This is a genomic window from Paenibacillus sp. CECT 9249, assembly GCF_918697855.1.
In the GTDB taxonomy this organism is placed as follows: Bacteria; Bacillota; Bacilli; order Paenibacillales; family Paenibacillaceae; genus MSJ-34.
Window position 1 is genome coordinate 13501 of record NZ_CAKKLI010000032.1, and the last position, 22666, is coordinate 36166.

19 protein-coding genes and 1 pseudogene are annotated in these 22666 nt (G+C 51.5%); 17 read left to right on the plus strand and 3 right to left on the minus strand.

Going from position 1 to position 22666, the window contains the following annotated elements; all coding sequences use genetic code 11:
* Positions 1–178: 178 nt before the first annotated feature.
* From LQ229_RS19090 to LQ229_RS19155, 14 genes are all read left to right on the plus strand, one after another.
* On the plus strand, positions 179–481 hold the full coding sequence (locus LQ229_RS19090) for a MazG-like family protein (protein WP_216537713.1): 303 nt from the start codon (positions 179–181) through the stop codon (positions 479–481).
* 6 nt (positions 482–487) lie between these two features.
* Positions 488–1393: a DUF2232 domain-containing protein gene (locus tag LQ229_RS19095; protein WP_216537656.1), complete on the plus strand. Its 906-nt coding sequence runs from the start codon at positions 488–490 to the stop codon at positions 1391–1393.
* Between the two features lie 11 nt (positions 1394–1404).
* Positions 1405–3396, plus strand: coding sequence for a DHH family phosphoesterase (locus LQ229_RS19100; RefSeq protein WP_216537655.1), 1992 nt, complete (start codon positions 1405–1407; stop codon positions 3394–3396).
* Complete coding sequence (rplI, locus tag LQ229_RS19105) at positions 3393–3836, plus strand: 50S ribosomal protein L9 (protein ID WP_216537654.1); 444 nt, start codon at positions 3393–3395, stop codon at positions 3834–3836. The genes LQ229_RS19100 and rplI overlap by 4 nt, the downstream gene beginning before the upstream one ends.
* A 1-nt stretch (position 3837) precedes the next feature.
* Positions 3838–5202: a replicative DNA helicase gene (gene dnaB / locus LQ229_RS19110; RefSeq protein WP_230192587.1), complete on the plus strand. Its 1365-nt coding sequence runs from the start codon at positions 3838–3840 to the stop codon at positions 5200–5202.
* Between the two features lie 157 nt (positions 5203–5359).
* Entirely contained in the window at positions 5360–6646 is a 1287-nt protein-coding gene (locus LQ229_RS19115; RefSeq protein WP_230192588.1) for an adenylosuccinate synthase, read from the plus strand.
* Between the two features lie 738 nt (positions 6647–7384).
* Entirely contained in the window at positions 7385–8449 is a 1065-nt protein-coding gene (locus tag LQ229_RS19120) for a MerR family transcriptional regulator (RefSeq protein ID WP_230192589.1), read from the plus strand.
* Between the two features lie 137 nt (positions 8450–8586).
* The gene (locus LQ229_RS19125; protein ID WP_230192590.1) at positions 8587–9342 is read left to right on the plus strand and encodes a hypothetical protein; all 756 of its coding nucleotides are present in this window, start codon (positions 8587–8589) and stop codon (positions 9340–9342) included.
* Positions 9343–9553: 211 nt separating this feature from the next.
* Entirely contained in the window at positions 9554–11098 is a 1545-nt protein-coding gene (locus LQ229_RS19130; protein WP_230192591.1) for a peptidoglycan DD-metalloendopeptidase family protein, read from the plus strand.
* A 140-nt stretch (positions 11099–11238) separates the two neighbouring features.
* Positions 11239–11970, plus strand: a complete 732-nt coding sequence (yycF, locus tag LQ229_RS19135; protein WP_216537649.1) for a response regulator YycF — start codon at positions 11239–11241, stop codon at positions 11968–11970.
* A gap of 3 nt (positions 11971–11973) precedes the next feature.
* Positions 11974–13824: a cell wall metabolism sensor histidine kinase WalK gene (gene walK, locus LQ229_RS19140; RefSeq protein ID WP_216537648.1), complete on the plus strand. Its 1851-nt coding sequence runs from the start codon at positions 11974–11976 to the stop codon at positions 13822–13824.
* Positions 13821–15104, plus strand: coding sequence for a two-component system activity regulator YycH (gene yycH, locus LQ229_RS19145; RefSeq protein WP_230192592.1), 1284 nt, complete (start codon positions 13821–13823; stop codon positions 15102–15104). Before walK ends, yycH begins: the two co-directional genes overlap by 4 nt.
* An 18-nt stretch (positions 15105–15122) precedes the next feature.
* Positions 15123–15851 (plus strand): two-component system regulatory protein YycI, encoded by a 729-nt coding sequence (gene yycI / locus LQ229_RS19150; protein ID WP_216537646.1) that lies wholly within the window; start codon positions 15123–15125, stop codon positions 15849–15851.
* 77 nt (positions 15852–15928) lie between these two features.
* Entirely contained in the window at positions 15929–16735 is an 807-nt protein-coding gene (locus LQ229_RS19155; RefSeq protein ID WP_216537645.1) for an MBL fold metallo-hydrolase, read from the plus strand.
* Here LQ229_RS19155 and LQ229_RS19160 read toward each other — a convergent pair.
* Entirely contained in the window at positions 16704–16910 is a 207-nt protein-coding gene (locus LQ229_RS19160) for a hypothetical protein (protein ID WP_216537644.1), read from the minus strand. The two genes, LQ229_RS19155 and LQ229_RS19160, sit on opposite strands and share 32 nt — an antisense overlap.
* 546 nt (positions 16911–17456) lie before the next feature.
* Between LQ229_RS19160 and LQ229_RS19165 the strand changes: the two genes are divergently transcribed.
* From LQ229_RS19165 to rlmH, 3 genes are all read left to right on the plus strand, one after another.
* Positions 17457–18707 (plus strand): trypsin-like peptidase domain-containing protein, encoded by a 1251-nt coding sequence (locus LQ229_RS19165; RefSeq protein ID WP_230192593.1) that lies wholly within the window; start codon positions 17457–17459, stop codon positions 18705–18707.
* Positions 18708–19100: 393 nt separating this feature from the next.
* The gene (locus LQ229_RS19170) at positions 19101–19268 is read left to right on the plus strand and encodes a CxxH/CxxC protein (protein ID WP_216537643.1); all 168 of its coding nucleotides are present in this window, start codon (positions 19101–19103) and stop codon (positions 19266–19268) included.
* A 504-nt stretch (positions 19269–19772) separates the two neighbouring features.
* Positions 19773–20252: a 23S rRNA (pseudouridine(1915)-N(3))-methyltransferase RlmH gene (gene rlmH / locus LQ229_RS19175; protein ID WP_216537642.1), complete on the plus strand. Its 480-nt coding sequence runs from the start codon at positions 19773–19775 to the stop codon at positions 20250–20252.
* Positions 20253–20891: 639 nt separating this feature from the next.
* On the opposite strand, the pseudogene LQ229_RS19180 reads toward rlmH, so the two are convergent.
* Positions 20892–21932, minus strand: a pseudogene (locus LQ229_RS19180) (recombinase family protein); the annotation flags it as partial.
* Positions 21929–22588: a helix-turn-helix domain-containing protein gene (locus LQ229_RS19185; protein WP_230192594.1), complete on the minus strand. Its 660-nt coding sequence runs from the start codon at positions 22586–22588 to the stop codon at positions 21929–21931. The pseudogene LQ229_RS19180 and the gene LQ229_RS19185, both read right to left, overlap by 4 nt.
* Between the last annotated feature and the right edge of the window lie 78 nt (positions 22589–22666).

Sequence of the window (22666 nt, forward strand, 5' to 3'; positions counted from 1 at the left end):
CAGAAGGCGCCGTCGTGGGAGCGACAACGGCATCATCCGCCGATTCGTTCCAAGCGGCGCCGCATGCCGCTACGGCGAAAAGAATCGGACTTTGCCCCCAACCCGTTCGGGACATAGGGATTTCCTTATGCTATAATGGAAAATAAGTTTTTTGTAGGGAGAGGTCCGCTTGACAAAGATGGAAAGAGAAATGGATTTGGCCAAACGCGCCAAAGTGATCGAATGGTTGAAAACCGAAGTGCTCGATCATGTTTCCCGTTTATTCAAATCTTTGTGGGAAGGCAGCACGACACGGGTCGTCGACAGCTTGGCGAGTCTCGTCGTCAGCAGCTACATATTGGGCAGGCGTCTGGGGGTATCTTATCGGGAACTGGATGAAAGCGTCCTGGCGAAATTAAGGAAGCACAAGCAGGAAGGGCATCAGCTCGAAGACTGGTATCAGGATATTTCCGCGTTGGAAGAACATTTACGTAAGAGGTGAGCATAATTGAGAACGCGCTGGACATCAGTCGCATGGAGCGTTGCCGCATTATTAATGATACTTTCTTTGTTTACGCCGCTGCAGCTTATCACCGTTAGTTTCGCTATCGTGCCGCTGGTCGTTCTATATACCACATTGAAAGTAAGGACTTTTGCGATTCATGCCGCGGCTATCGCCTTGATCGCCTTTTTGCTTATGGGGGCATACGGTTCGGCCGCCATTCTGTTTTTATGTTATTTGATGATTCCTGCGATCGTGATCGGACATTTGTATAAGAGAAAATCTCAAGCCTTGACGGTGCTTGCGGCGGGGACTTGCACGATTTTGCTGGAGTCTTTGGTGCTGTTGTTCATTCTATCGACATTTTTGGACTTTCAATTGAATACGTTTATTGCAGATAGCATACGCGCCAGTCTGCAAATTATGGAAGCGTCGGGAATTCAAATGCTCGAGCCTTCGCCGGAAGCGATCCAGGCCGTTACCCAACTGGTTCCTTTTGCGCTTACCGTCAGTTCCTTGTTTTTCGCCTCCGTTACGCATGCGATTGGCCGGCGTATTCTTACCGCCATGGGGCAGCCGAACATCCCCGCTTTTAAACCGCTAAAAGAATGGATGCTGCCGAAATCGTTCGTTTGGTACTATTTTGTCGCCGTTATCATAAACATGTTTCTCATAAACAGCGAGAGCTCTTACTTTACGATTATATTGGCGAATTTGATCCCGTTATTGCAGCTGGCTTTCTCGGTGCAAACCGTTTGCTTCATCTTCTATGTGGCAAGCGAGCGCAAATGGGCGAGGGCAATACCGTATCTATTTATTTTGCTCGTCTATATTTTCCCGCCGCTGCGAATTATCGGCATATTGGATATCGCATTTCCGCTTCGCCAAAGCTTCGTCAAACCAAAGATGTAGGGTGAGATAACATGCCTAAATTTTTATTGCAACGTTGGCACGGCCTGCATGTGATCTGGACGTTTGCGGTCATGCTGCTGCTCATTATCGCCTTGGCCTTCTTTGCATGGCCTTTGGCGGTAGCGGGCGCGATTCTCGCCGCCGTTGTCGGTTATTTTATACTGGCCGCGGAGAAGGCGTTTCGCAAAGACTTGCACAACTACATTACGACGCTATCCTACCGGATCAGACGGGTGGGAAACGAAGTGATCGGCGAATTGCCGTTCGGTATTATTTTGTACAGCGACGATAAAACGATCGAATGGCATAATCCGTATGTGGCGAAAATGCTGGGGCGCGAGTCGCTCGTCGGCACGCCGCTCGGGGAATGGTTTCCGACTTTGCTGCAGTCCAAGGAGAAGGAAAAGGATAGGGACAAGGAGAAAGAGAAGGATCCGTATGTGGAAGTCGAAATCGGCGACCGCATTTACCATACGCTGGTGAATCCCGGAGAGAGGCTCATCTATTTCCGGGACATCACGGAATTAAGCCGTCTCCGCGAAAGGTACGAGGCGGAAAAGTTAGTCATCGGCATCGTCATGATGGATAACCTGGAAGAACTGACGCAAGGAATGGACGACCAGCAGCGGGCGATGCTGCTGGCGCGGGTGACGACGCATATTACCGAGTGGGCGCAGGATTATAATTTGTTCCTGAGACGGCTGGCGTCGGACCGGTATCTGATCATTCTCGATCAAGAAACGCTGCGCCGCCTGGAGCAATCGCGGTTCGTCATCCTGGATGAAGTGCGCGAGCTGACGATGGACAATAAGCTGCCGATGACGCTAAGCATCGGGATTGCCGGCGGGGAGGACAATTTCGCCGAGCTCGGCCAGCTTGCGCAAACGAGCCTGGATATCGCGCTCGGGCGGGGCGGCGATCAGGTCGCGGTCAAGGTTGGCGAGCATCTGTCCTTCTATGGAGGCAAGTCGAATGCGGTGGAGAAGCGGACGCGCGTCCGGGTTCGCGTCATTGCCCACGCTTTGCGCGATTTGGTAAGGGAAAGCGACCAGGTGCTGGTGATGGGGCACCGGATGCCCGATACGGATTCCGTCGGCGCGGCGATCGGCGTCATGAAGGCGGCGGAAGTGTTCGGCGTGGGCGCTTCGATCGTATTCGAAGGCGTTAATCCGTCGATCGACCGGATGATGGAGCAGATTCAGGGCGTAAAGCCGCTATGGGACCGGTTTATTACGCCGGAGCAGGCGCTGCACCGGTTGACGCCGAAGACGCTCGTTGTCGTGGTGGATACGCATAAGGCGTCGATGGTGGCCGAACCGAAGCTGCTGCAGCATGGCAACCGCAAAGTCGTCATCGATCATCACCGCCGAGGCGAAGAGTTCATTAACGACGCAGTGCTTATCTATATGGAGCCTTATGCGTCGTCGACATGCGAGCTGGTGACGGAACTGCTGCAGTATGTTCACGACCGGGTCCAGTTTCATATGCTGGAAGCGACGGCGCTGCTCGCGGGCATTACCGTCGACACGAAAAATTTCTCCCTGCGAACCGGTTCGCGCACGTTTGAAGCGGCGGGATACTTGCGGCGCAACGGTGCCGACACAATTCTCATTCAGCGAATGCTGAAAGAGGATTTGAAAGAGTATATCCAGAAAGCGGAAGTGATGAAGCATGCGAAAATGCTGTACAATCATATTGCGCTCGCCGTCGCCGAACCGGGGCGGAAATTCCCCCAGTTGCTCATTGCTCAAGTAGCTGATACATTGTTGAATATGACCGATGTGACGGCCTCGTTCGTCATCGGGGAACGTCCGGACGGGCTGATCGGCATTAGCGCGCGGTCGCTGGGGCAGATCAATGTGCAGGTCATTATGGAGCGGATGGGCGGAGGCGGACATTTGACGAACGCGGCGGCTCAACTGGAAGGAACGTTGGAAGAGGCCGAAGCGAACTTGAAGCAAATTTTGGCTGAAATTGATGCGGAAGAGGGGTTTTCTGAATGAAAGTCATCTTTATTAAAGATTTGAAAGGCCAAGGCAAGAAAGGCGAAGTGAAGGACGTATCGGAAGGATACGCTCAAAATTTCTTGATCCCGCGCGGGTATGCGCGCATTGCGTCCGAGGGGAACATGAAGACGCTGGAACAGCAAAATCTATCCGAACAGAAGAAAAAAGCGCAGGAAAAGTCGGATGCCGAAGCGCTCGCGAAAACATTGAACGAGCTGACGGTTGTCATTAAGGCCAAAGCCGGGGAAGGCGGCCGGTTGTTCGGGGCGATTACGAGCAAGCAGATTGCCGAAGCGCTGGAAGGGCAAAAGATGAAAGTGGACAAACGCAAAATCGAGCTCGGCGAACCGATTCGCACGCTTGGCGTGACGCAAGTGCCGGTGAAGCTGCATACGGATGTGAAGGCAACATTAAAGGTTCAAGTCGTGGAGGAATAACATGAACGAGGGCCAGTTTTTCGACCGCATTCCGCCGCAGAACCTGGAGGCGGAGCAAGCGGTGCTCGGCGCGGTGCTGCTGCAATCCGAAGCGCTGATTACCGCGATGGAACGCGTTCGCTCCGAAGACTTCTATTTGACCGAGCATCAACTGATCTTCGAAGCGATGGTCCAACTCGGCGAGGAGAATCAACCGATCGATCTGGTGACGTTGACGACCAAGCTGCGGGACAAGCAGCAGTTGGAGGATGTCGGGAACGTCACCTATCTAACCAAGCTGGCCAACGCGGTGCCGACGGCGGCGAACGTAGACTATTACGCGCAGATTATCGAGGAGAAATCGATGCTCCGCCGCTTGATCCGTACGGCGACGCAAATCGTAAGCGACGGCTATGCGGGGGGCGAAGATGTCGGCGGGATGCTGAGCGACGCGGAACGCCGCATTCTGGAAATATCGAATCGCCGTTCGGGGAGCGGATTTATCGCCATACGCGACGTGCTGATGGAAGTATTCGAGCGCGTTGAGTTTCTCAGTGCGAACAAAGGCGGCATGACGGGCATCCCGTCCGGATTTCCCGATCTGGACAAAATGACGTCAGGCTTCCAGCGCAGCGATTTGATCATCGTGGCGGCCCGGCCGTCCGTGGGGAAAACGGCGTTCGCCCTGAACATCGCGCAAAATGTCGGCGTTCGCGCCAAGGAGACGGTCGCGATCTTCAGTCTGGAGATGTCGGCGTCGCAGCTCGTGCAGCGGATGCTATGCGCCGAATCGAACGTCGATGCGGGCCGCATGCGCACGGGCCAGTTGGAGAACGAAGACTGGGAGAAGCTTACGATGGCGATCGGAGCCTTATCGGAAGCGAAAATCTATATCGACGATACCCCGGGCGTTACCGTTGCGGACATCCGCGCGAAATGCCGCCGCCTGAAGAAGGAGCAAGGGCTCGGCATGATTCTGATCGACTACTTGCAGCTGATTCACGGCCGGGGGAAGCCGGGCGAGAACCGCCAGCAGGAAGTATCGGAAATATCCCGGACATTGAAGCAAATCGCGCGCGAACTGGAAGTGCCCGTCATCGCGTTATCGCAGCTTAGCCGCGGCGTGGAGCAGCGCCAGGACAAGCGTCCGATGATGTCCGACCTGAGGGAATCGGGCTCGATCGAGCAGGATGCCGACATTGTCGCGTTCCTATATCGGGACGATTACTACGACAAGGAATCGGAGAAGAAAAACATTATCGAGATCATTATCGCCAAACAGCGGAACGGCCCGGTCGGAACCGTGGAGCTCGTCTTCTTGAAAAATTATAATAAATTCGTCAGTTATGAACGAAATCATCAAGAGCTTATCGCCGGAAGTGCATAATTGCGTTCATATTTGTCCTATTTCCGAACAATCGCCCAATTACTGGGTTGATTGTTCGTTTTTGTTGACTTTGCTTTTCGGTATTGATAAACTGATATTGCTGCTTTAACGCAGCAGAAGATGAGGTGTGAACGCACCCGAAACGGGGGAATGGTTTATGTCAACAGTTGTCGTTGTCGGAACGCAGTGGGGAGATGAAGGTAAAGGGAAAATTACCGATTATCTCGCCGAAAGCGCCGATGTCGTGGCGCGTTATCAGGGCGGCAACAATGCCGGTCATACCATACTAATCAACGATAAAAAGTATAAGCTGACTTTGATCCCGTCCGGTATTTTCTACCATGACAAAACTTGTGTCATCGGCAACGGTGCAGTTATCAATCCTGCCGTGTTGATCGAGGAAATTAACTATATTCGTGACAATGGATTTTCTACCGACAATTTGCGCTTAAGCGACCGCGCGCACGTCATTATGCCATATCATCTAGTGCTTGACGGTCTGGAGGAAGACCGCAAAGGCGCCAACAAAATCGGAACGACGCGCAAAGGGATCGGCCCTTGCTATATGGATAAAGCGGCGCGCAACGGGATCCGCATCGCCGATTTGCTGGATGCGGAGGAATTCGAAACGAGGCTCCGCCGTCTCGTTGCGGAGAAAAATCATTTGATTGAGCAAGTATACGGCGGGGAGCCGCTGGATGCGGATCAAATTCTGGCCGAGTATTTAGGCTATGCGGACACTCTTCGCCCGTACGTGACGGACACTTCGGTCGTGCTGAACGATGCGATCGACGAGGGACGCAAAGTGCTGTTCGAAGGCGCCCAAGGCGTCATGCTCGATATTGACCAAGGAACGTATCCGTTCGTGACGTCGTCCAATCCGACGGCGGGCGGCGTCTGCATCGGATCGGGCGTAGGCCCTTCGAAGATCAACCAGGTCATCGGGGTTGCGAAGGCTTATACGACCCGTGTCGGCGACGGTCCGTTCCCGACCGAGCTGAACGACGAAACCGGCGATTACATTCGCGAGAAAGGCTTCGAGTACGGGACGGTCACCGGGCGTCCGCGCCGCGTCGGCTGGTTCGACAGTGTGGTGGTGCGCCATGCCCGCCGCGTGAGCGGCATTACCGGCTTGTCGCTTAATTCGCTCGACGTGTTGACCGGGCTCGAGACGGTGAAGATTTGTACCGGATACAAATACAAGGATCAAATCATCGAGCATTATCCCGCAAGCTTGAAAGTGCTGGGCGAATGCGAAGCGATCTATGAGGAGATGCCGGGTTGGTCGGAAGACATCACTCGGGCGAAATCGCTGGAAGATCTGCCGGAAACGACCCGCAATTACGTCAAGCGCGTGTCCGAATTGACCGGCATTCCGATCGCGATCTTCTCGGTCGGCCGCAACCGCGAGCAAACGAATCAAGTACGTCCGATTTACGGATAGGATGGTTAGCAAATACGGTTCTCTTCGCTTATGATGGCGAGGGGGCCGTTTTTTTGTTGTCGTCTCTCTATACATACGGAAGATTGTTTTTTTGTCAGTTCTCTCTATTCCTACGGGTGGGTTGCTTTTTCCCCTCCTTTTGTCGATATCCCCTTCGTTCAGTGAGCCGGTTATGCAGAGGTACGTACGCGAGCCGTGAGTAGTGTACGTTGATTGGTAGCTTAAAAGTCTTTGCTGCTTGCCCTTTTTCCTTTTGTCCTTGGCCGGTCAGTCTAGCTGCCGATTTCTTTTCCGGGGCACCGATTGCTCCGTTTTACTTTGCATGCCCCGTTCTATTCTGAGCGAGCGGGATTTCGACAGAAGGCGGAAAAGGTGGAGAAGCCGGGTCTGGAGAGAGCGCGTTCGGTTGCAGTGAGCACATTCGCAACACGCAGGGTACTTTAGCGGAAAAAAGTACAGCTAATTCGGCGGCATTGCCGACGATATTCGTATTAGCGGCAATTTCCGGCGCTAATTTCGATAGTACCCCTGAATGGGCCGATTCCGGGGGAATTAACGGTAGTTTTTCCATGTAATTGAGTAAAAAGAAAAGGAAGGGGCGAATTAACGCCTGGTTTTACCGCTAATGGATCGTGAGCCAGGAATGGATCGTAATTGTGTGAAGCCGCGAATGGACGGGCGAAGAGGGCTTTACCTTGACGTTGCGAGAAGGTTTACAATAAGAGAGAGGTGACGGTTGTGAATATTAACGAAGCGGCCAAACAACTGAATATTACGGCGCGCGCGATCCGCTTTTATGAGCAGAAAGGGCTTGTATCGCCGCATAAGCATCCCGACAATCAATACCGGCAGTTTACGGAGCAAGATATCGAACGGCTGCGCACGATTGCCGCCTTGCGGGATATCGGGGTCGGCCTGGAAGGGATCAAAAGCATATTGCTGCAGATGGAGCAAGGCAACCAGACGGAGCTGCAATATTATTTGGAAACGCAGCGCAACGCCATGTTCTCGCAATGGATCGAGCTTAGGCAATTGATAGCCGCGGCCGATACGATGATCGAGCGATTGAAGCGGCAGGACCGGCTCCATCCCGACGAAATCCATAAGCTGGCGGCAGGATTGCGCGGCTTGAAGGAAGCGCGCGGCAATTGGAAGGATCAATGGGGATTTGACGAGATGGCGCCGGACTATGACGATCTTGTTCTTAATGAGAAACAGATCGAACATACGCGGTTCAACCCCCATGAAGATTACGACCAGGTGCTGGATCTCGTCGTGGAATGGGTGGCGCCTTCCCCCGGGGACGCCGGTCTGGATCTCGGAATCGGAACGGGAAACTTGGCGGGACGCTTCTTGCGGAAAAACATCACGATGATGGGCCTTGACCAATCCCGGGAGATGCTGAAGCAATGCCGGCGCAAATATCCGGACTTGGAAACGAAGCTTGGCAATTTGCTGGCGGTTCCGTTCTTCGACGGGCAATTTGATTTTGTCGTGAGCAGCTATGCGCTGCATCATCTCACCGCGGAGCAAAAACGATTGGCGCTGGGAGAAATGAGCAGAGTATTGAAGCCGAAAGGGAAAATATGCATTGCCGATTTAATGTTCGAGAACGAACAGGCGCGGACCGGCTATATGGACCGTTTACGGGAGGCGGGCCATTGGGAAGCGGTCGATTCGATCGAAAGCGAATATTACGCCGACCGTTCCCAACTGATCCGGTGGCTGCGGGAGTACGGATTTGCCACGGTGCAGCATCGGGTCAACGATTTGATGCATCTCGTCTATGGCGAGCGGAACTAGAGGTGAGAAGCGGGAGAAGCGAGGGAAAGATTCGCAGGCGGGACGATATTTTCGGTTCAAGTTTGCGCGAATGGGAATGGAGCCTATCTTTTTCGTTAATACTGGTGAGTACATAGATTGTAGGAGGAACGCAATTGATGAGAGTACTCGGAAAGTTGACGAAATTGATAGGCATCGTTGTATTGGCAAGCGCTATTTCCATCATGACGGCCGGATATATTGTAGATTCGTATATTCAAAGTTTGCTGCAAAAATTCAACCTGCAGGCGGCGGCGCAGCCGTTTGCTCTATCCAATCTGCTGGGCGGATTATGGGGCTCGAAGACGCCGGCCGCGAAGGAGGACGCCGTGGCGGTTAACGGGCAGCCTGCGGGAACCGAGGGGGCGAAGTCCGGAGGAGCGGCGGACGAGACCGGGACAATTGGCAGCGGCAAGACTGCGGCGACCGGCGATCAAACCGGATCGAACGGCAGCGGCGCCGCAGGAGAGGGCGGCAGCGGACAATCCGCAGGCGGGACGAGCGCGGGCAGCGGGCTGGCAACCGGCGGATTAGGCGCAGGCAACGGCTTGAACGGGACGATATCCGGACAAGAACAAGCCGGAGGCCAAGAGGCTGCGGGGCAGACGGGAAGCGCGGGCGCAGGCAGCGGCAACGAGACTGTGATATCGCGCGAAGAATTGGCCAATGCGAGAGGGCAGCTCAGCTCGCAGGATAAGGAACAATTATTTTCCCTGCTCATTACGAAAATACCGCAAGAGGACCTGCAGAAAATCTCTCTCTACGTCGAGGATGGATTGACGGAGAGCGAATTGAAAGAAATCGAGCAAATGATAGCCATGCATGTAAGCGATGACGAATATGACAAACTGATGAATATTCTTAAAAAATATTAAGGCGTTGCGAACCGAAATCCTTGTTGGGCCGAACATTCCGATCTTTCGACCTACGCCGTCAGACATATTGTAGCGGCATCTCTCTTCCTACTTTTTTCCTATTTCGGGGTTGAATTTGGAAGGAAGGCTGTGTTAAAGTAATTTGTAGGTGAAATGGTTAAAATTTTGACACCATTTCCCTGTCATTTTACGAACAATAAAGGAGACGGTCATGGCAAGGAACAAGCTTACACATTGGGCCGATACCGTATGGAAGAATGCGAGAATCGTCATGCGGCCGGCTCGGTGGACAGACCTGGCAAGGAATGCGAAAGATCGGTATATTCAGTCTCGGACGCATCAATGGATAGCCGGGTCGAAGCAGCGCATCGCTCTTGTTGCCGGAGGATTTCTTCTCATCGGGGCCGCTGCATATACAGGGATCAATTACGTACAAAATAATACAATAGAATTATATAAAGTCTATATGAACGGAACGGAAATCGGGAGCGTAAGCGACCCGCAAGCGATCGATACGTTGATTGCCTTGAAAACGAAAGAAATGCAAGAGAAGTACCCGGAAGCGAATGTTCAATTGCAAACCGAAGGGCTAACCTATGAAGCGTATAAGAAGTTTCAAGGGGAAGCGGACGATGAAACAACGTTATCCCAGCTCGGTTCGATGTTCACCGTCTATGCGGCGGGAGTGGAGTTGAAGGTGGACGGGAAAACGATCGGAATCGTCAAGGATCAGGAAACGGCCGACCAAATATTGGCGGAAGTGAAAAAGCAATACACTAGCGGAGAAGCGAAGCCAATCGGAAGGGTGAGAACGCTTTCATCCGGCGCGGCGAATCATTCGCAAACGAAAGAGATGGTCCGGGTGGAAAAGGCCGCCTTTGAGGAGGAAGTACATACCGACGCCGTGCAAACAGCGCCCGACAAGGTCATTAACGCTGAGGAAGCGCTTCGGTTGCTGACAACCGGCGATGCGAAGCCTGTCAAATATAAGGTGGAGCCGGGAGATACGGTCTCGGGAATCGCGCATAAGTTCGACATTTCCAAACAAGTGATTTACGAGAACAATCCGGACATCGAAGAGCTGTATTTGCAAATCGGGCAGGAGCTGGATTTAACGGTGATACAGCCTGCGCTGACGGTGAGTACGGTGGAGAAGGTGACGGAGAATGTCGTCATTGAACCGGACACGGTCGTTCAGAACGATCCGAACATGAAAGCCGGAGAGAAGAAAGTGATTCGCCCCGGCAAAAGCGGTTTAAAGCAAATGTCGTACCGGTTGACGAAGAAGAACGGGTTGCTCGTTTCGGAAGAATGGTTGGGTCAGCAGGTGATTACGCCTTCCGTCGCGGAGATCATTATGAAAGGGACGAAAGTCGTTGGCGAAGGTTCGGGTTCCTTCCGATGGCCCGTATCCGGCGCCCGCTTAACCAGCAGTTACGGAAAACGGTGGGGCCGCATGCATAACGGAGTGGATCTCGTTTCCTCGAACAAGACGATTATGGCTTCGGACAGCGGCGTCGTTTCGTTCGCAGGAAAGAAGAGCGGCTTCGGCAACGCCATCATTATCGATCATAAGAACGGTTATGAAACATTATACGGTCATCTGAGCAAAATTAGCGTGAAAAAGGGAGATAAAGTCGAGAAAGGCGAGAAAATCGGCGTTATGGGCAATACCGGACGCTCGACCGGCACTCATCTGCATTTTGAAGTTCATAAAAACGGGTCGATTCAAAACCCGATGAAATATTTGAAATAAGGCGCAGCAGCCTTGAAAAGAAGCATTGTCGAAGTTACCGTTCGGCGATGCTTTTTTCCGTTATTTATTGTTTTAAAGGGAAGGATCAGGTGTGGTAAGATAGAGGAAGATAAGTATATGGTTTATAGGCGGTGAACAGGATGCACGGAAAAATATTAGTAGTTGACGACGAGCAGCCGATTGCAGATATTTTAAAATTCAACTTGGAAAAAGAGGGCTACCAGGTCATTTGCGCTTTTGACGGCGCGGAGGCGGTGGAGCTTGCCTTCCGGGAAAAGCCGGATTTGATCCTGCTCGACCTGATGCTGCCGGTAAAAGACGGGATGGATGTATGCCGCGAGGTGCGCGCCCAATTGCAGACGCCGATCATTATGCTGACCGCGAAGGATACGGAGCTGGACAAGGTGCTCGGGCTGGAGCTCGGCGCCGACGATTATGTGACCAAGCCGTTCAGCACCCGCGAATTGCTCGCGCGCGTGAAAGCGCATTTGCGCCGCCAGGCGAAGAACGCCGCTCCGGCGCCGGCGGGACAAGATACCGCGGGAGAGGACAAGCAGGGAATTCACTATTTCAATTTGTTCATCGATACGGATATGTATGTCGTGTATAAAGACGGCGAACCGCTCGACTTGACGCATCGCGAGTATGAGCTTGTCTTTTACATGGTCAAAAACGGCGGTAAAGTCATGACGCGCGAGCATTTGCTGCAGGCGGTATGGGGATTCGAATATTTCGGCGACGTACGGACCGTGGATGTGACGATTCGCCGGCTGCGCGAGAAAATCGAAGACGATCCGAGCAAACCCGAATATATTATGACCCGGCGCGGTTTGGGATATATGATGCGCAACCCGAAAACGGGAGGATTATAATTCATGAAATTGTTTCGTTTTTTCCGTACGATTCAAGCGAAACTCATCATCATTTACGTCCTGCTCATATTAATTGCGATGCAGTTAATCGGGGTTTATTTCGTGAGTGTGATGAAAACCTCGCTGACGAGCAATTTCACCAGGGACTTAAAGGGAAAAGCGGAGATGTTGTCGGGCATTGCGGTTAATTATATCAATGTCAAGCCGGAAGAGGGAACGAACGAGCAAACGTTGTCGATCGACGATTTGAATACGGTCGTACGCGACCTGTTCTCGATCAACGACGGGGAAATTCAAATTTTGGACGCGAGCGGAAAGGTGCTTACGACGTCGCTCCAGTCGCATCATGCGTATATTGGGCGTAAAAATACGCAAACGGTCGTCAGCCGCGCTCTCCAAGGCATTCGGGACAACGAGGATGAAATGATCGACGAGAACCGGGTTCGGAAGAAAATTATCGCCAAACCGGTCATCAGCAACAACCCAAGCAATAGCAAAGTGATCGGGGCGGTCTATATCGCCGCGTCGATGAAGGAACTGTACGATACGATCGACCGGATTAACAATATATTCGTATCCGGCACCCTGATTGCGCTTGGATTGACCGCGTCGCTCGGCGTTATCCTGGCCCATACGATCACCAGTCCGATCAAGGAAATTACGAAGCATGCCACCGCCGTGGCGGAAGGAAGGTTCGACCAGCGCGTGCCCGTGCTCGGCAACGACGAGATCGGCCAATTGAGCGAAGCCTTCAACTATATGACGCAGCGGCTCAGGGACGCCTTGTCGCAGAACGAAGAAGAGAAGGAGAAGCTGGAATCGGTTCTGACCAATATGAGCGACGGCGTGCTGGCGACCGACGAGCTCGGCAATATTATCGTCATGAACCGGCGCGCGAAGGAAATGCTGCGCACCGACGATATTACGCTGCACGGCAAAGATATTTCGACGCTGCTCGGCATTTCGAAGCAAACGGTCGACTCGCTGATGAAGGATTCGCATCGCTCTACGCTGCTGCCGATTGCGCTCGACAGTACGGAGGAACCGATCATCGTGCGCGTCACGTTCTCGCCGATTCACCGGCGGGATCAAGGGATAACGGGGACGATCGCCGTTCTGCAGGACGTAACCGAGCAGGAGAAGCTGGAGGAATCGCGCCGGGAATTTGTGGCGAATGTGTCGCATGAATTGCGGACGCCGCTGACGACGATTCGAAGTTATGTCGAAGCGTTAAGCGACGGAGCGTTGGAAGAGCCTCAGCTTGCGAACCGTTTCGTCGGGGTCGTGCAGAGCGAATCGGAGCGGATGATCCGGCTTGTGACCGATTTGCTGCATCTGTCGCGTTTCGACTCCAAGCAGGCCATTATGCGCAAACAGCCGACCCGCATCGTGGAAATGCTGGAAGAGGTGGCGGACCGCTTCTCGTTTCAAATGCAGCAGAAGCGGATTCGGCCGACCATTCTGATCGAGAAAGGAATCGATACGGTCGTGCTGGATCGAGACCAAATCGATCAAGTGTTGGACAATCTGGTGTCGAATGCGTTGAAATATACGCCGGACGGCGGCAGGATCGAAATCGAAGCGCGCAAATCAGGCAGCGATAAAATCGCTTTTTCCGTTAAGGATACAGGCATCGGCATTCCGAAAAAAGATCTGGACCGGATATTCGACCGCTTCTACCGTGTCGACAAGGCGCGGTCGCGCAGTATGGGCGGTACCGGACTCGGACTTTCCATTGCCCGGGAAATTGTGAAGGCGCATGGAGGCACGATTACCCTCGAATCGGAATTGAACGCAGGCACCAAGGTCACGTTCACGATCGTGACGGAGACGGAAGGGAGTGAGGCAAGTTGATAGAGAAAATGAAATCCGTTCTGCTGGCGGCATTGGTCGTCTTAAGCTTGGTGCAGAGCTATTTCCTTTCCTATAGCATGCCGTACTTCGAACCGATCCAGAAGACGGAGAGCAATTATGTCAAAACGGAGGAGATGGGCCCGGAAGAGAAAGTGGAGAACTTGATTTTCCCGGATCAAATGATACTGCATTTGGGAGAAGGGAAGCATACGTTATTCTCGCCGGATATGGTCTTCTATAAAGAAATTTATAAACGGCTGCAAGGGCGCAAATTCGACGGGTTTCAACGCCATCCGTACAATATGATGGATTGGAACCGGGTGCGCAATGAGAACCAAGGGATCGAACTGCGATTCTCCCAAGGCGTGCCGATCGCGCTGCTGCAGCGCGTGATGCAAATTCAGGCGGATACGACGTTTGCGGAGGAAGTCGTCGACCGGATCTGGATCTATACGTCCGGCGATAACGAGGATGTGCGGTCCTTGTTCTTCAGCGCCAAAGGGGATATCGTGTACGAAGCGACGCGAGCCGACTTGACGGTGCAGGACGTGAAGCAGCATCTCGTCTTCGGCGAAGGCTGGATGCCGTATCACTCCGCCGACGGCAAAATCTATTTGCCTGACGAGCCGATCGAAATGGTGCAGGTGACGCTGCCGTACCAAACGTTTACGTCGGAGCAAATGCAGCGCAACCTGTTTCTCGATCCGAGCACGACGCGCATGATTCAGGAAAAGGACGGTTCGGAAATCTTTACGGACGGCAAACGGAGTTTGCAGGTGAAACAGGATCAGAAATGGATGATCTTCTCCGACCCGATCGCCCGGGCGGACAATAAGAACGATTTAAGCGACAACGTGCTGTCGGCGGTCCAGTTCGTCAATCAGCACGGCGGCTGGAACGGGACGTACCGTCTGGCGATTCCGCAGCATCCGGCGGAAGGCAGCGAAGTGATGTTCCAACAATATTACGGAGCCTATCCGATTATCTCATCGGATGATTTCCGGTTCGGGCATATCCGGCTCGTGATGCAGCAGAGCGTCGTCTCCGGTTATGAGCGTTCGCTGATTCATGTCGAAGACAGAGCGGAGAGCAAGTCGATCCGAACATTGCCGGGAGGTCCGGAGCTCGAGGCGATGATCGAACAATACCGGAAAAATTCGTCTTACGGCATCGAGGCCGTATTTCCGGCTTATCGGCCTGTGCTTGCCGAGGAGAGCATGAGCCTGATTCCGGTATGGGCGGTTAAGCTCAAGGACGGTACGACGGATATATTGAGGTAGTATGTTAGGAGGTTGCCCATGGATTGGAGTCGCGCGAAGAGTGTGTTGATATTTGCCTTCTTGCTTCTGAATCTGGTGCTCGGGTATCAGCTTTGGCTCGATGTGCGGGAACAGTGGAACTCCAACCTGGACTGGACTTCGTTGCCGGAAGAGACGAAGGCCGTCATGGAGCAGAAGCGTATTCAGGTGCCGGCCAAAATTCCGTCCGACACGCCGGTTATGCGCGAAGTGACGGTGCGATTCGTCGATCCCGAACCGTTCGGGAAGACGGTGAAGCTGGAAGAGCCTGTTGACAGTAAAGTGATCTTTACCGAGAAGGAACTGCGCAAGGCGCTTGAAGATCAAATTCCAGGCATTGAAAATTATAAGTACGATCCGCTGATTGCGTCGGACGAAGCTTTCGTCCTGAATCTGCTGCTTGATCGCAAGTGGCCGATGTTCGAAGTGCAGATGGAGCTGTTCTATGCGAATCAGAAAATTGTGGCGTACCGGGAAAGTCATGTGGAGATGCTCGTTTCCGAAGACGATAAGGAGCAAAAGGTGCTGCCGGCTACGACGGCGCTCGGCCGCCTGATCGAAAAATATTTGCCGCAAGGCGCCATCGTGAAAGATATTCAACTCGGCTATCACGGCCAAGTGTATAATGAGACGCTGGTGACGGCGCCGTCCTGGCGGGTCATGCTGGAGAACGGAGACATTTATTTCGTCAATGCGATTAGCGCGGAAGTGTACCATCCGCAATCGTAACGATCCTTAAGCGGGATTTGGCAAATGCTTACAGTGGTTGGTGCGCTTTCGCATACAAGAGAAGGGGAAATGGACATATGGGTTTACGATTTACGGTTTTGTCCAGCGGTTCGACGGGGAACGCGACGGTCGTTGAGAATGAAGACGCAAGGTTATTGGTGGACGCCGGTTTAAGCGCAAAACGCGTGGACGAATTGTTGCAGGAGCGGGGCGTGTCCGGGGAAGAGCTCGACGGCATTCTCGTCACTCACGAACATTCCGACCATATTAAAGGATTGGGCGCTCTGGCGAGAAAGTACGATTTGCCGGTCTATGCGAATGAAGCGACTTGGGAAGCGTTAAACAAACATATTGGAGAAATTGCCGAGGAGAAGCGCATCGTCATGAATACGGGCGAAGCGCTCGATTTCGGCACGCTTCGCGTGGAATCGTACGGTATCTCGCATGATGCCGCCGAGCCTGTCGGGTATTGTTTCTACGACGGGGACGAGAAATTAAGCTTGGCGACAGATCTCGGCTATGTTAGCGAGAAAGTGAAGCAGGCGATTGAAGATTCCGACGTACTCGTGTTGGAAGCGAATCATGACATCGAAATGCTGCGGATGGGCAAATATCCTTGGAATATTAAGCGGCGGATTTTAGGCGATTTGGGGCATTTGTCCAACGAAACGGCGGGCGAAGCGTTGTGCGAATTGGCGACAGGCAACACGCGCCGCGTCTATCTCGCGCATTTAAGCCGGGAGCATAATATGATGGATTTAGCCAAGATGACGGTGCGCGATGTCATGGAGAGCAACGGATACTTTTTCAAAGATAGCGAATTGCAGCTAAGAGATACGTATTATGACCGGCCTACGCCATGGGATAAGGTGAGCGAGAAATAAATTGATCGAGTTCCGCCGCTTTCTCTTCGATTTCGCTGCGGGTCAATATTTGCTTCTCCACAAGCAGTTCGATGAGCGTGCTTAAGGCGAGCGTATTGCGGTAATGCTCTTCTTTCAGATCGGCCAGCTTGGCAACAAGGTCAACTTGCTCCATGGGCGAGAACATACGGGACATCCTAAACCCCTCCTTGGAATTTTGTGCGCGGTACGGCATGTACATATTAACAATTTTATGCTCTCATTTTTGTGGTATGATGAAAGGGTGAGAATGAATAGAATGCGAGGACAAGCGCCGGGATAAATTTGATTCGCGATATGGCATAAATCGAACGGCGATTGCTTAAAGATTTATGAGAGCTTAATCGCAAGAACCTAAGTTTGTCTATTAGAGGTTGTTCAAAAAGTCAACTTTTGATCACGAAGCGTGACTGTTGGCAGATTCGACTTCGAATCTTGCGTTCACCCTCGAAGAGCAAATGCTTACGAAGTATGTTTCCTCCGGAAACATTTGAGGTTCTCATGTAGGTTTTGCCTACACTGCGCTCCTCCTTCTTCGGGTTCTCGCAACCTTCTCGGTGCTGAAAAGCCGACTTTTTGAACACGTATTATTATTTATTGTAGGCAGTTGCAGGACAAAACATTCTTCCTTTTTGGGGATAAAAGAATATGATTTATGTAAGAGAAGCAGTGATGCGCAGCGCATCGAGGGGAGATGACCCGAGTGAGCTTGTTTGACGACGATTTTTATTCACCGAAATTGCCGCGCCGGATCGGATGGCGCAAACGAGGGTCACGTCGGGAACGGAGCATGTTTCACGGCCGGAGCCGCAGACGCTGGTCGACATGGCAAATATCCGTGTTCAGTTCGGTTTGCAGCGCCATTGCGGCCGTGCTGTTGTACAGCTGGATCGCGGATGTCCGCAGTCCGGAGCCCGCGCCGGTGCCCGCCGCGGCGATGATCACGGCGCCGCCGCAACATCAGCCTGTCATCGATCCGTACGACCGGATTCCGCTTGCGTCGGAGAAGGTGCGCCCCGCCGTCGTCAGCATCGTGAATAAACAAAAGGGAATGCGAAGCGGCCTGATGGCCGACGCCGGCTTGGGATCGGGCATTATTATTCAGAAAGACCGCGGCAAAGCGTTGATCGTGACGAACTATCATGTGATTGACGAGGCCGATGAATTGGAAGTGTCTTTGATTGACGGCACGCGCAAACCGGCCAAAGTGGTCGGGAAGGATCGAATTAGCGATATCGCCGTACTGGAAATCGACGACCAAGGCATCGATACGGTGGCGGAAATCGGCGATTCGGCGAAGCTTCGCATGGGGGAAACGGTGATCGCGATCGGCAACCCGCTGGGGCTGGGCGAGTCGTTGTCGTCCGGCATCATTAGCAAGACGCTGCAGATTGTTCCGATCTCGTTGAACGGAGACGGCGTGTACGATTGGGAGCAAGAGGTGATCCAGATCGACGCGGCCATCAATGAGGGCAACAGCGGCGGGGCGTTGATCGATCTGGAGGGACGCGTCATCGGCATTAACGCGATGAAAATCGCGGATATCGGGGTCGAAGGAATCGGATTCGCCTTGCCGATCAATTCGGTGATGGACATTGCCAACTCGCTCATTCGCGAGGGGCGGGTCATACGCCCGTATATCGGCGTGTACACGATCGATTTGAACAATCCGTACGCTCCGATCGAGGACGATATGCGCAAAAGCTTGAAGCTGCCTGCCGGCGTCAAAGACGGAGTGATCGTGCTGGAGGCGGTCGGCCCTTCGAAGAAGGCGGGACTCAAGCTGAACGATGTCATCGTCCGGCTGGACGACAAGGAGATCGGGAGCACGCTTGAGCTGCGTAAATATTTGTACGGAAGCAAGCGGGTAGGCGAGCCGATCGAGGTGACGTATTACCGCGCCGGGAAGATGTATACGGTGACGGTCGCGCTTGGCGATAAGCCCGAGGAATAGCGGAGCGGGGGGCGTGCGGCGGGCTGATGACCGTTTCGCCTCCGAAGTAAAGATGATTGTGCTATTGCTAAGATATAATAATGCGAGTTCAAAAAGTCGACTTTTCAGCACCGAGAAGGTTGCGAGAACCCGAAGCATATGCTTCCGAAGCGAGTTTTGCTACGCAAAACTTTCAGGAGGAGCGGAGTGTAGGCAAAACCTACATGAGAACCTCAAATGTCTCCGGAGGAAACATACTTCGTAAGCATATGCTCTTCAAGGGTGAACGCAAGATTCGATGTCGAGTCTGCTCCCAGTTCATCTTCGTGATCAAAAGGGGACTTTTTGAACAACCTCTAATAGTGAAAGTAGCAGCGGATAAGACATGTTTACGACAGGGAAAGAGGGACTTGGATGTACGTAGTTTGCAAAAATCATGTGGAACGGGCGATCGACCGCTTTGTCGAAGAGTTCGAGGATGCGCCGGATATTGTGGATTTGAAGGAAACGGAATTTTCGGACTGGGATCCTCCGGCCACCTGTGTGGAATGCGGCGAGAAAGCGGAGTTTTTGGTGGTGTAGGGGCTGAGGGTTGATGTGTTCTGTTTGCGGCATGCGGGTCGAATCGACCTCGCCATGTAGCGCCATGCGCGGGGAGATTCGTGCGGTACGGACTCGTCGGCGGGGGAGTTTGTAGGTTGCGACTGCCGCCCCGATGCGGGTCGGCGGACCCGGAGCTGCCGAGTCTTTGGTGATGGAACGAAAAGGCCTTATTTGAACCTTGAAAGTCCTTCATTTACGGTGAAAACGGCTTATGATGCAGATCTTGGGAACAAATGTGCTCTAATAGCGAATGCAAATTCCATATTAGGGTATATTGGTTCCCAATTTTTGCGTTTAGAGGGACGAATGGCCGGAAATAAGTTAAAATGGGGCGTAAATAAGGAATTATTGGTCCTTATTATGAATGAGGGCCGTACCGGAAAAGCTTTGGAATAGGATGGCATTGGACAGAATTGCCGGATGGGGCTTGGTTGCGTTTCCTTCCGGCCGATAATAGATTCGGAGTGGAAGGGAGAGACAATAATGTTGGTACAAATTATCGGCGTAGGCAAATTGAAGGAAAAATATTTGGTGCAGGGGATCGCGGAATACGCGAAAAGGCTTGCCCCGTATTTGAAGCTGCAAATCATCGAGGTGCCTGATGAGAAGGCGCCGGAGAACCTGAGCGATGCGGAGCTCGCTCAGGTGCGGGAGCGCGAGGGCGCCAAGCTGCTCGCGCATATCAAGGGCGATGCGCATGTCATCGCCCTCGCGATCGACGGCCAACTCTGGTCGAGCGAGGAGTTGGCCGCGCAATTGGACAAGCTCGGTACCTACGGTACGAGCCATGTCGTCTTCGTCATCGGCGGGTCCAACGGACTGTCCGATGACGTGCTGCGCCGCGCGCAGCAGCGCCTGTCGTTCGGCCGCATGACCTATCCGCATCAACTGATGCGGCTCATCCTGGCCGAACAAATCTACCGCGCGGTGAAGATCAACCGCGGGGAACCGTATCATCGCTAAAGGTAAAATATTAAGGGACTTCATCAAGTCCCTTAGGCTGTCTGTATGTGTTACATTTAGGCTGTCCAATACGGAAGGCTCCAGAGGAGCGATGCAATCCAATTGTTGTGTCGCCGACAGGCGGGCAAGCAAGGTGGCTGAATCTTTCTGCAATGCATCGATAGTAAAATCGAAGAGAAGATTGATTTTGGTAATTTGCCGCCCAACTCCTCTTGGAGCCTCTTTGGTGATGTGTATACTTTGAACCATTGATCGTAACAAAGCTTTTTGGTCATCTGCGTCCAGCCTAGATATTGCACCCTGAATTTGTGATAGCAGATTGTGGAATGCATCATAATCGACGGTCTTACTGTTCGTCTGAGTAATTTCTGCATCCAACTCTTCCAAGCGGTTCCGTAGTTGCTCTTGTCTCGCATGAGATTGTTTGAGATCATCCTTGAATATGGCAGTAAGTTCAGGATCATTCAAGATATTCTCTTTGATTTTTTGCAGATGCTTATTGTTTTTGTTGATTTCTTTAATGAGTGCCTGTTTCTCTTCCTTCAGAGGTACATCCGCATTCGACCGTATAGAATTGATCTTCTCAACCAGTTTATGAAGGATATCCGGTCGCGAAGATACTTTCTGAAATTCTTGGAGCACCTGTTCTTCGGCTATGTCCGCCCGAATCATATTGGAACTACAAACAGCTTTACCTTTGTTATGGAACTGTCCACATACATAATAACGGTAAGACTTGCCCCCTGCTCCTTTGGAACGTGCAGGAACCATGCCATGTCCACATTGAGGGCACTTGATTAAGCCGCTTAAGATATAAGGTTGATGGGAACGGGAAGGTTTGTAAGACCGTTGTTTTAGTTTCTTGTGGACGCTTTCCCAGAGTTCAGTTGAAATGATGGGTTCATGAACACCTTCTACTAGGATGAAAGCTTCATTTTTTCCTTTTCGTCTTTTCTCAGCCCAGTCTTTAACCTGGTTATAGCGTATTTTTCCAATGTAAATAGGATTATTCAGTATTGTTTTAATTGAGAACACACTAAAAGCCTTATCATTCTTAGTTCGATATCCTGTCTCGTTAAGACGCCGAGTTATTGCTTTGAAGCCGAGTCCTTGATTTGCATAATCAAAGATTTTTCGGACAATGACCGCCTCGCTATCATTTATTACGAGCTTTTTTTCAATATTGTTATATCCCAGAACCCTGCCTCCATTAAACTTCCCTTCTGTTGCTCTTTGATCCATGCCTAGTTTCACTCGTTCAACAATACTATTACGTTCGAGTTCCGCAAAAGAACAGGACATTTGGAATATAGTCCTACCAAAAGCTGTGGTTGTATCGAATTTTTCATTTAGACTAATGAGACTAACTTTATTTCTTTCAAGAGTTTCATATATTTTCAGGGAGTCCATCAATTTACGGGCTAATCTGTCGATTTTATAAATGATGACTACACCAAATTTTTGTTGATTCGAATCTTTCAAGAGACGATTCATTTGTGGGCGACCTGAAATGTTCTTACCGCTTGCACCTTCATCGATATACTCATCGATGATTTCGTAACCATTTAATTCTGCATATCTTTTGATCTCCGCAATCTGGGCAGAAACACTGTATCCTTCTTTGGCTTGTTCCTCCGTGCTTACACGGACATACATGACAGCTTTAAGTTTGGTCATCATTGTTCATCCTCCATAGAGTGTGGATTGTCGTAAAGGGCATTAATTTCTTTAACAAATGAAGTGCGAGAAACGAGCGGGAATTGATCAGGATGTTGTTCAGGAGCAAGATATAGACTTATAGCTCGAACTAACGGATGTGAAAGACGAGATATTTCATCTTTATATGTGTCTATTTCGCTAATGATCCTCCCGAGGCTAGAAGTGAATTCATTTTTTTCTAATGCATGATCTGTGTGAATATCGTGTAGTATACGCATTTGTCCATCATCAAAAAGTTGATAAATCATCGTTCCTAATCGTGACGCCTTTGATTTTTGAGCATTTGGATGAGTACCGAACGTTTTCTTTTCGGAATTACCAATCGGAATAGACTTAAAATTACTTTGGTAAAACTCATCTGTCAATGCATCAAAAGGTATTTGTAAATCATGTGTGAGTTTATGAATGACATAATATGATGGATTCTTAGAATTACCCCTTTCAATAGCAGTAATAGTCTGCGGAGTGATACCTAATCGTTCGCCCATCGCTTTGGTGGTGAATTCTTTATTAGGGGAGAGTTTCCTGACTTCTTCTCGGAAGAATCTAAGGCGTTCCCCAAGGGTACTTTTTTTTAAGTTGTAGAATTCGTATTCGGTTAAAATTCTGGAATGCATATCCTTCGCCCTTTCATTGAATAGTGGTTTTACTTTAATTATAAATCATGCTATCATTAAAAACAAACAAAATTGTCC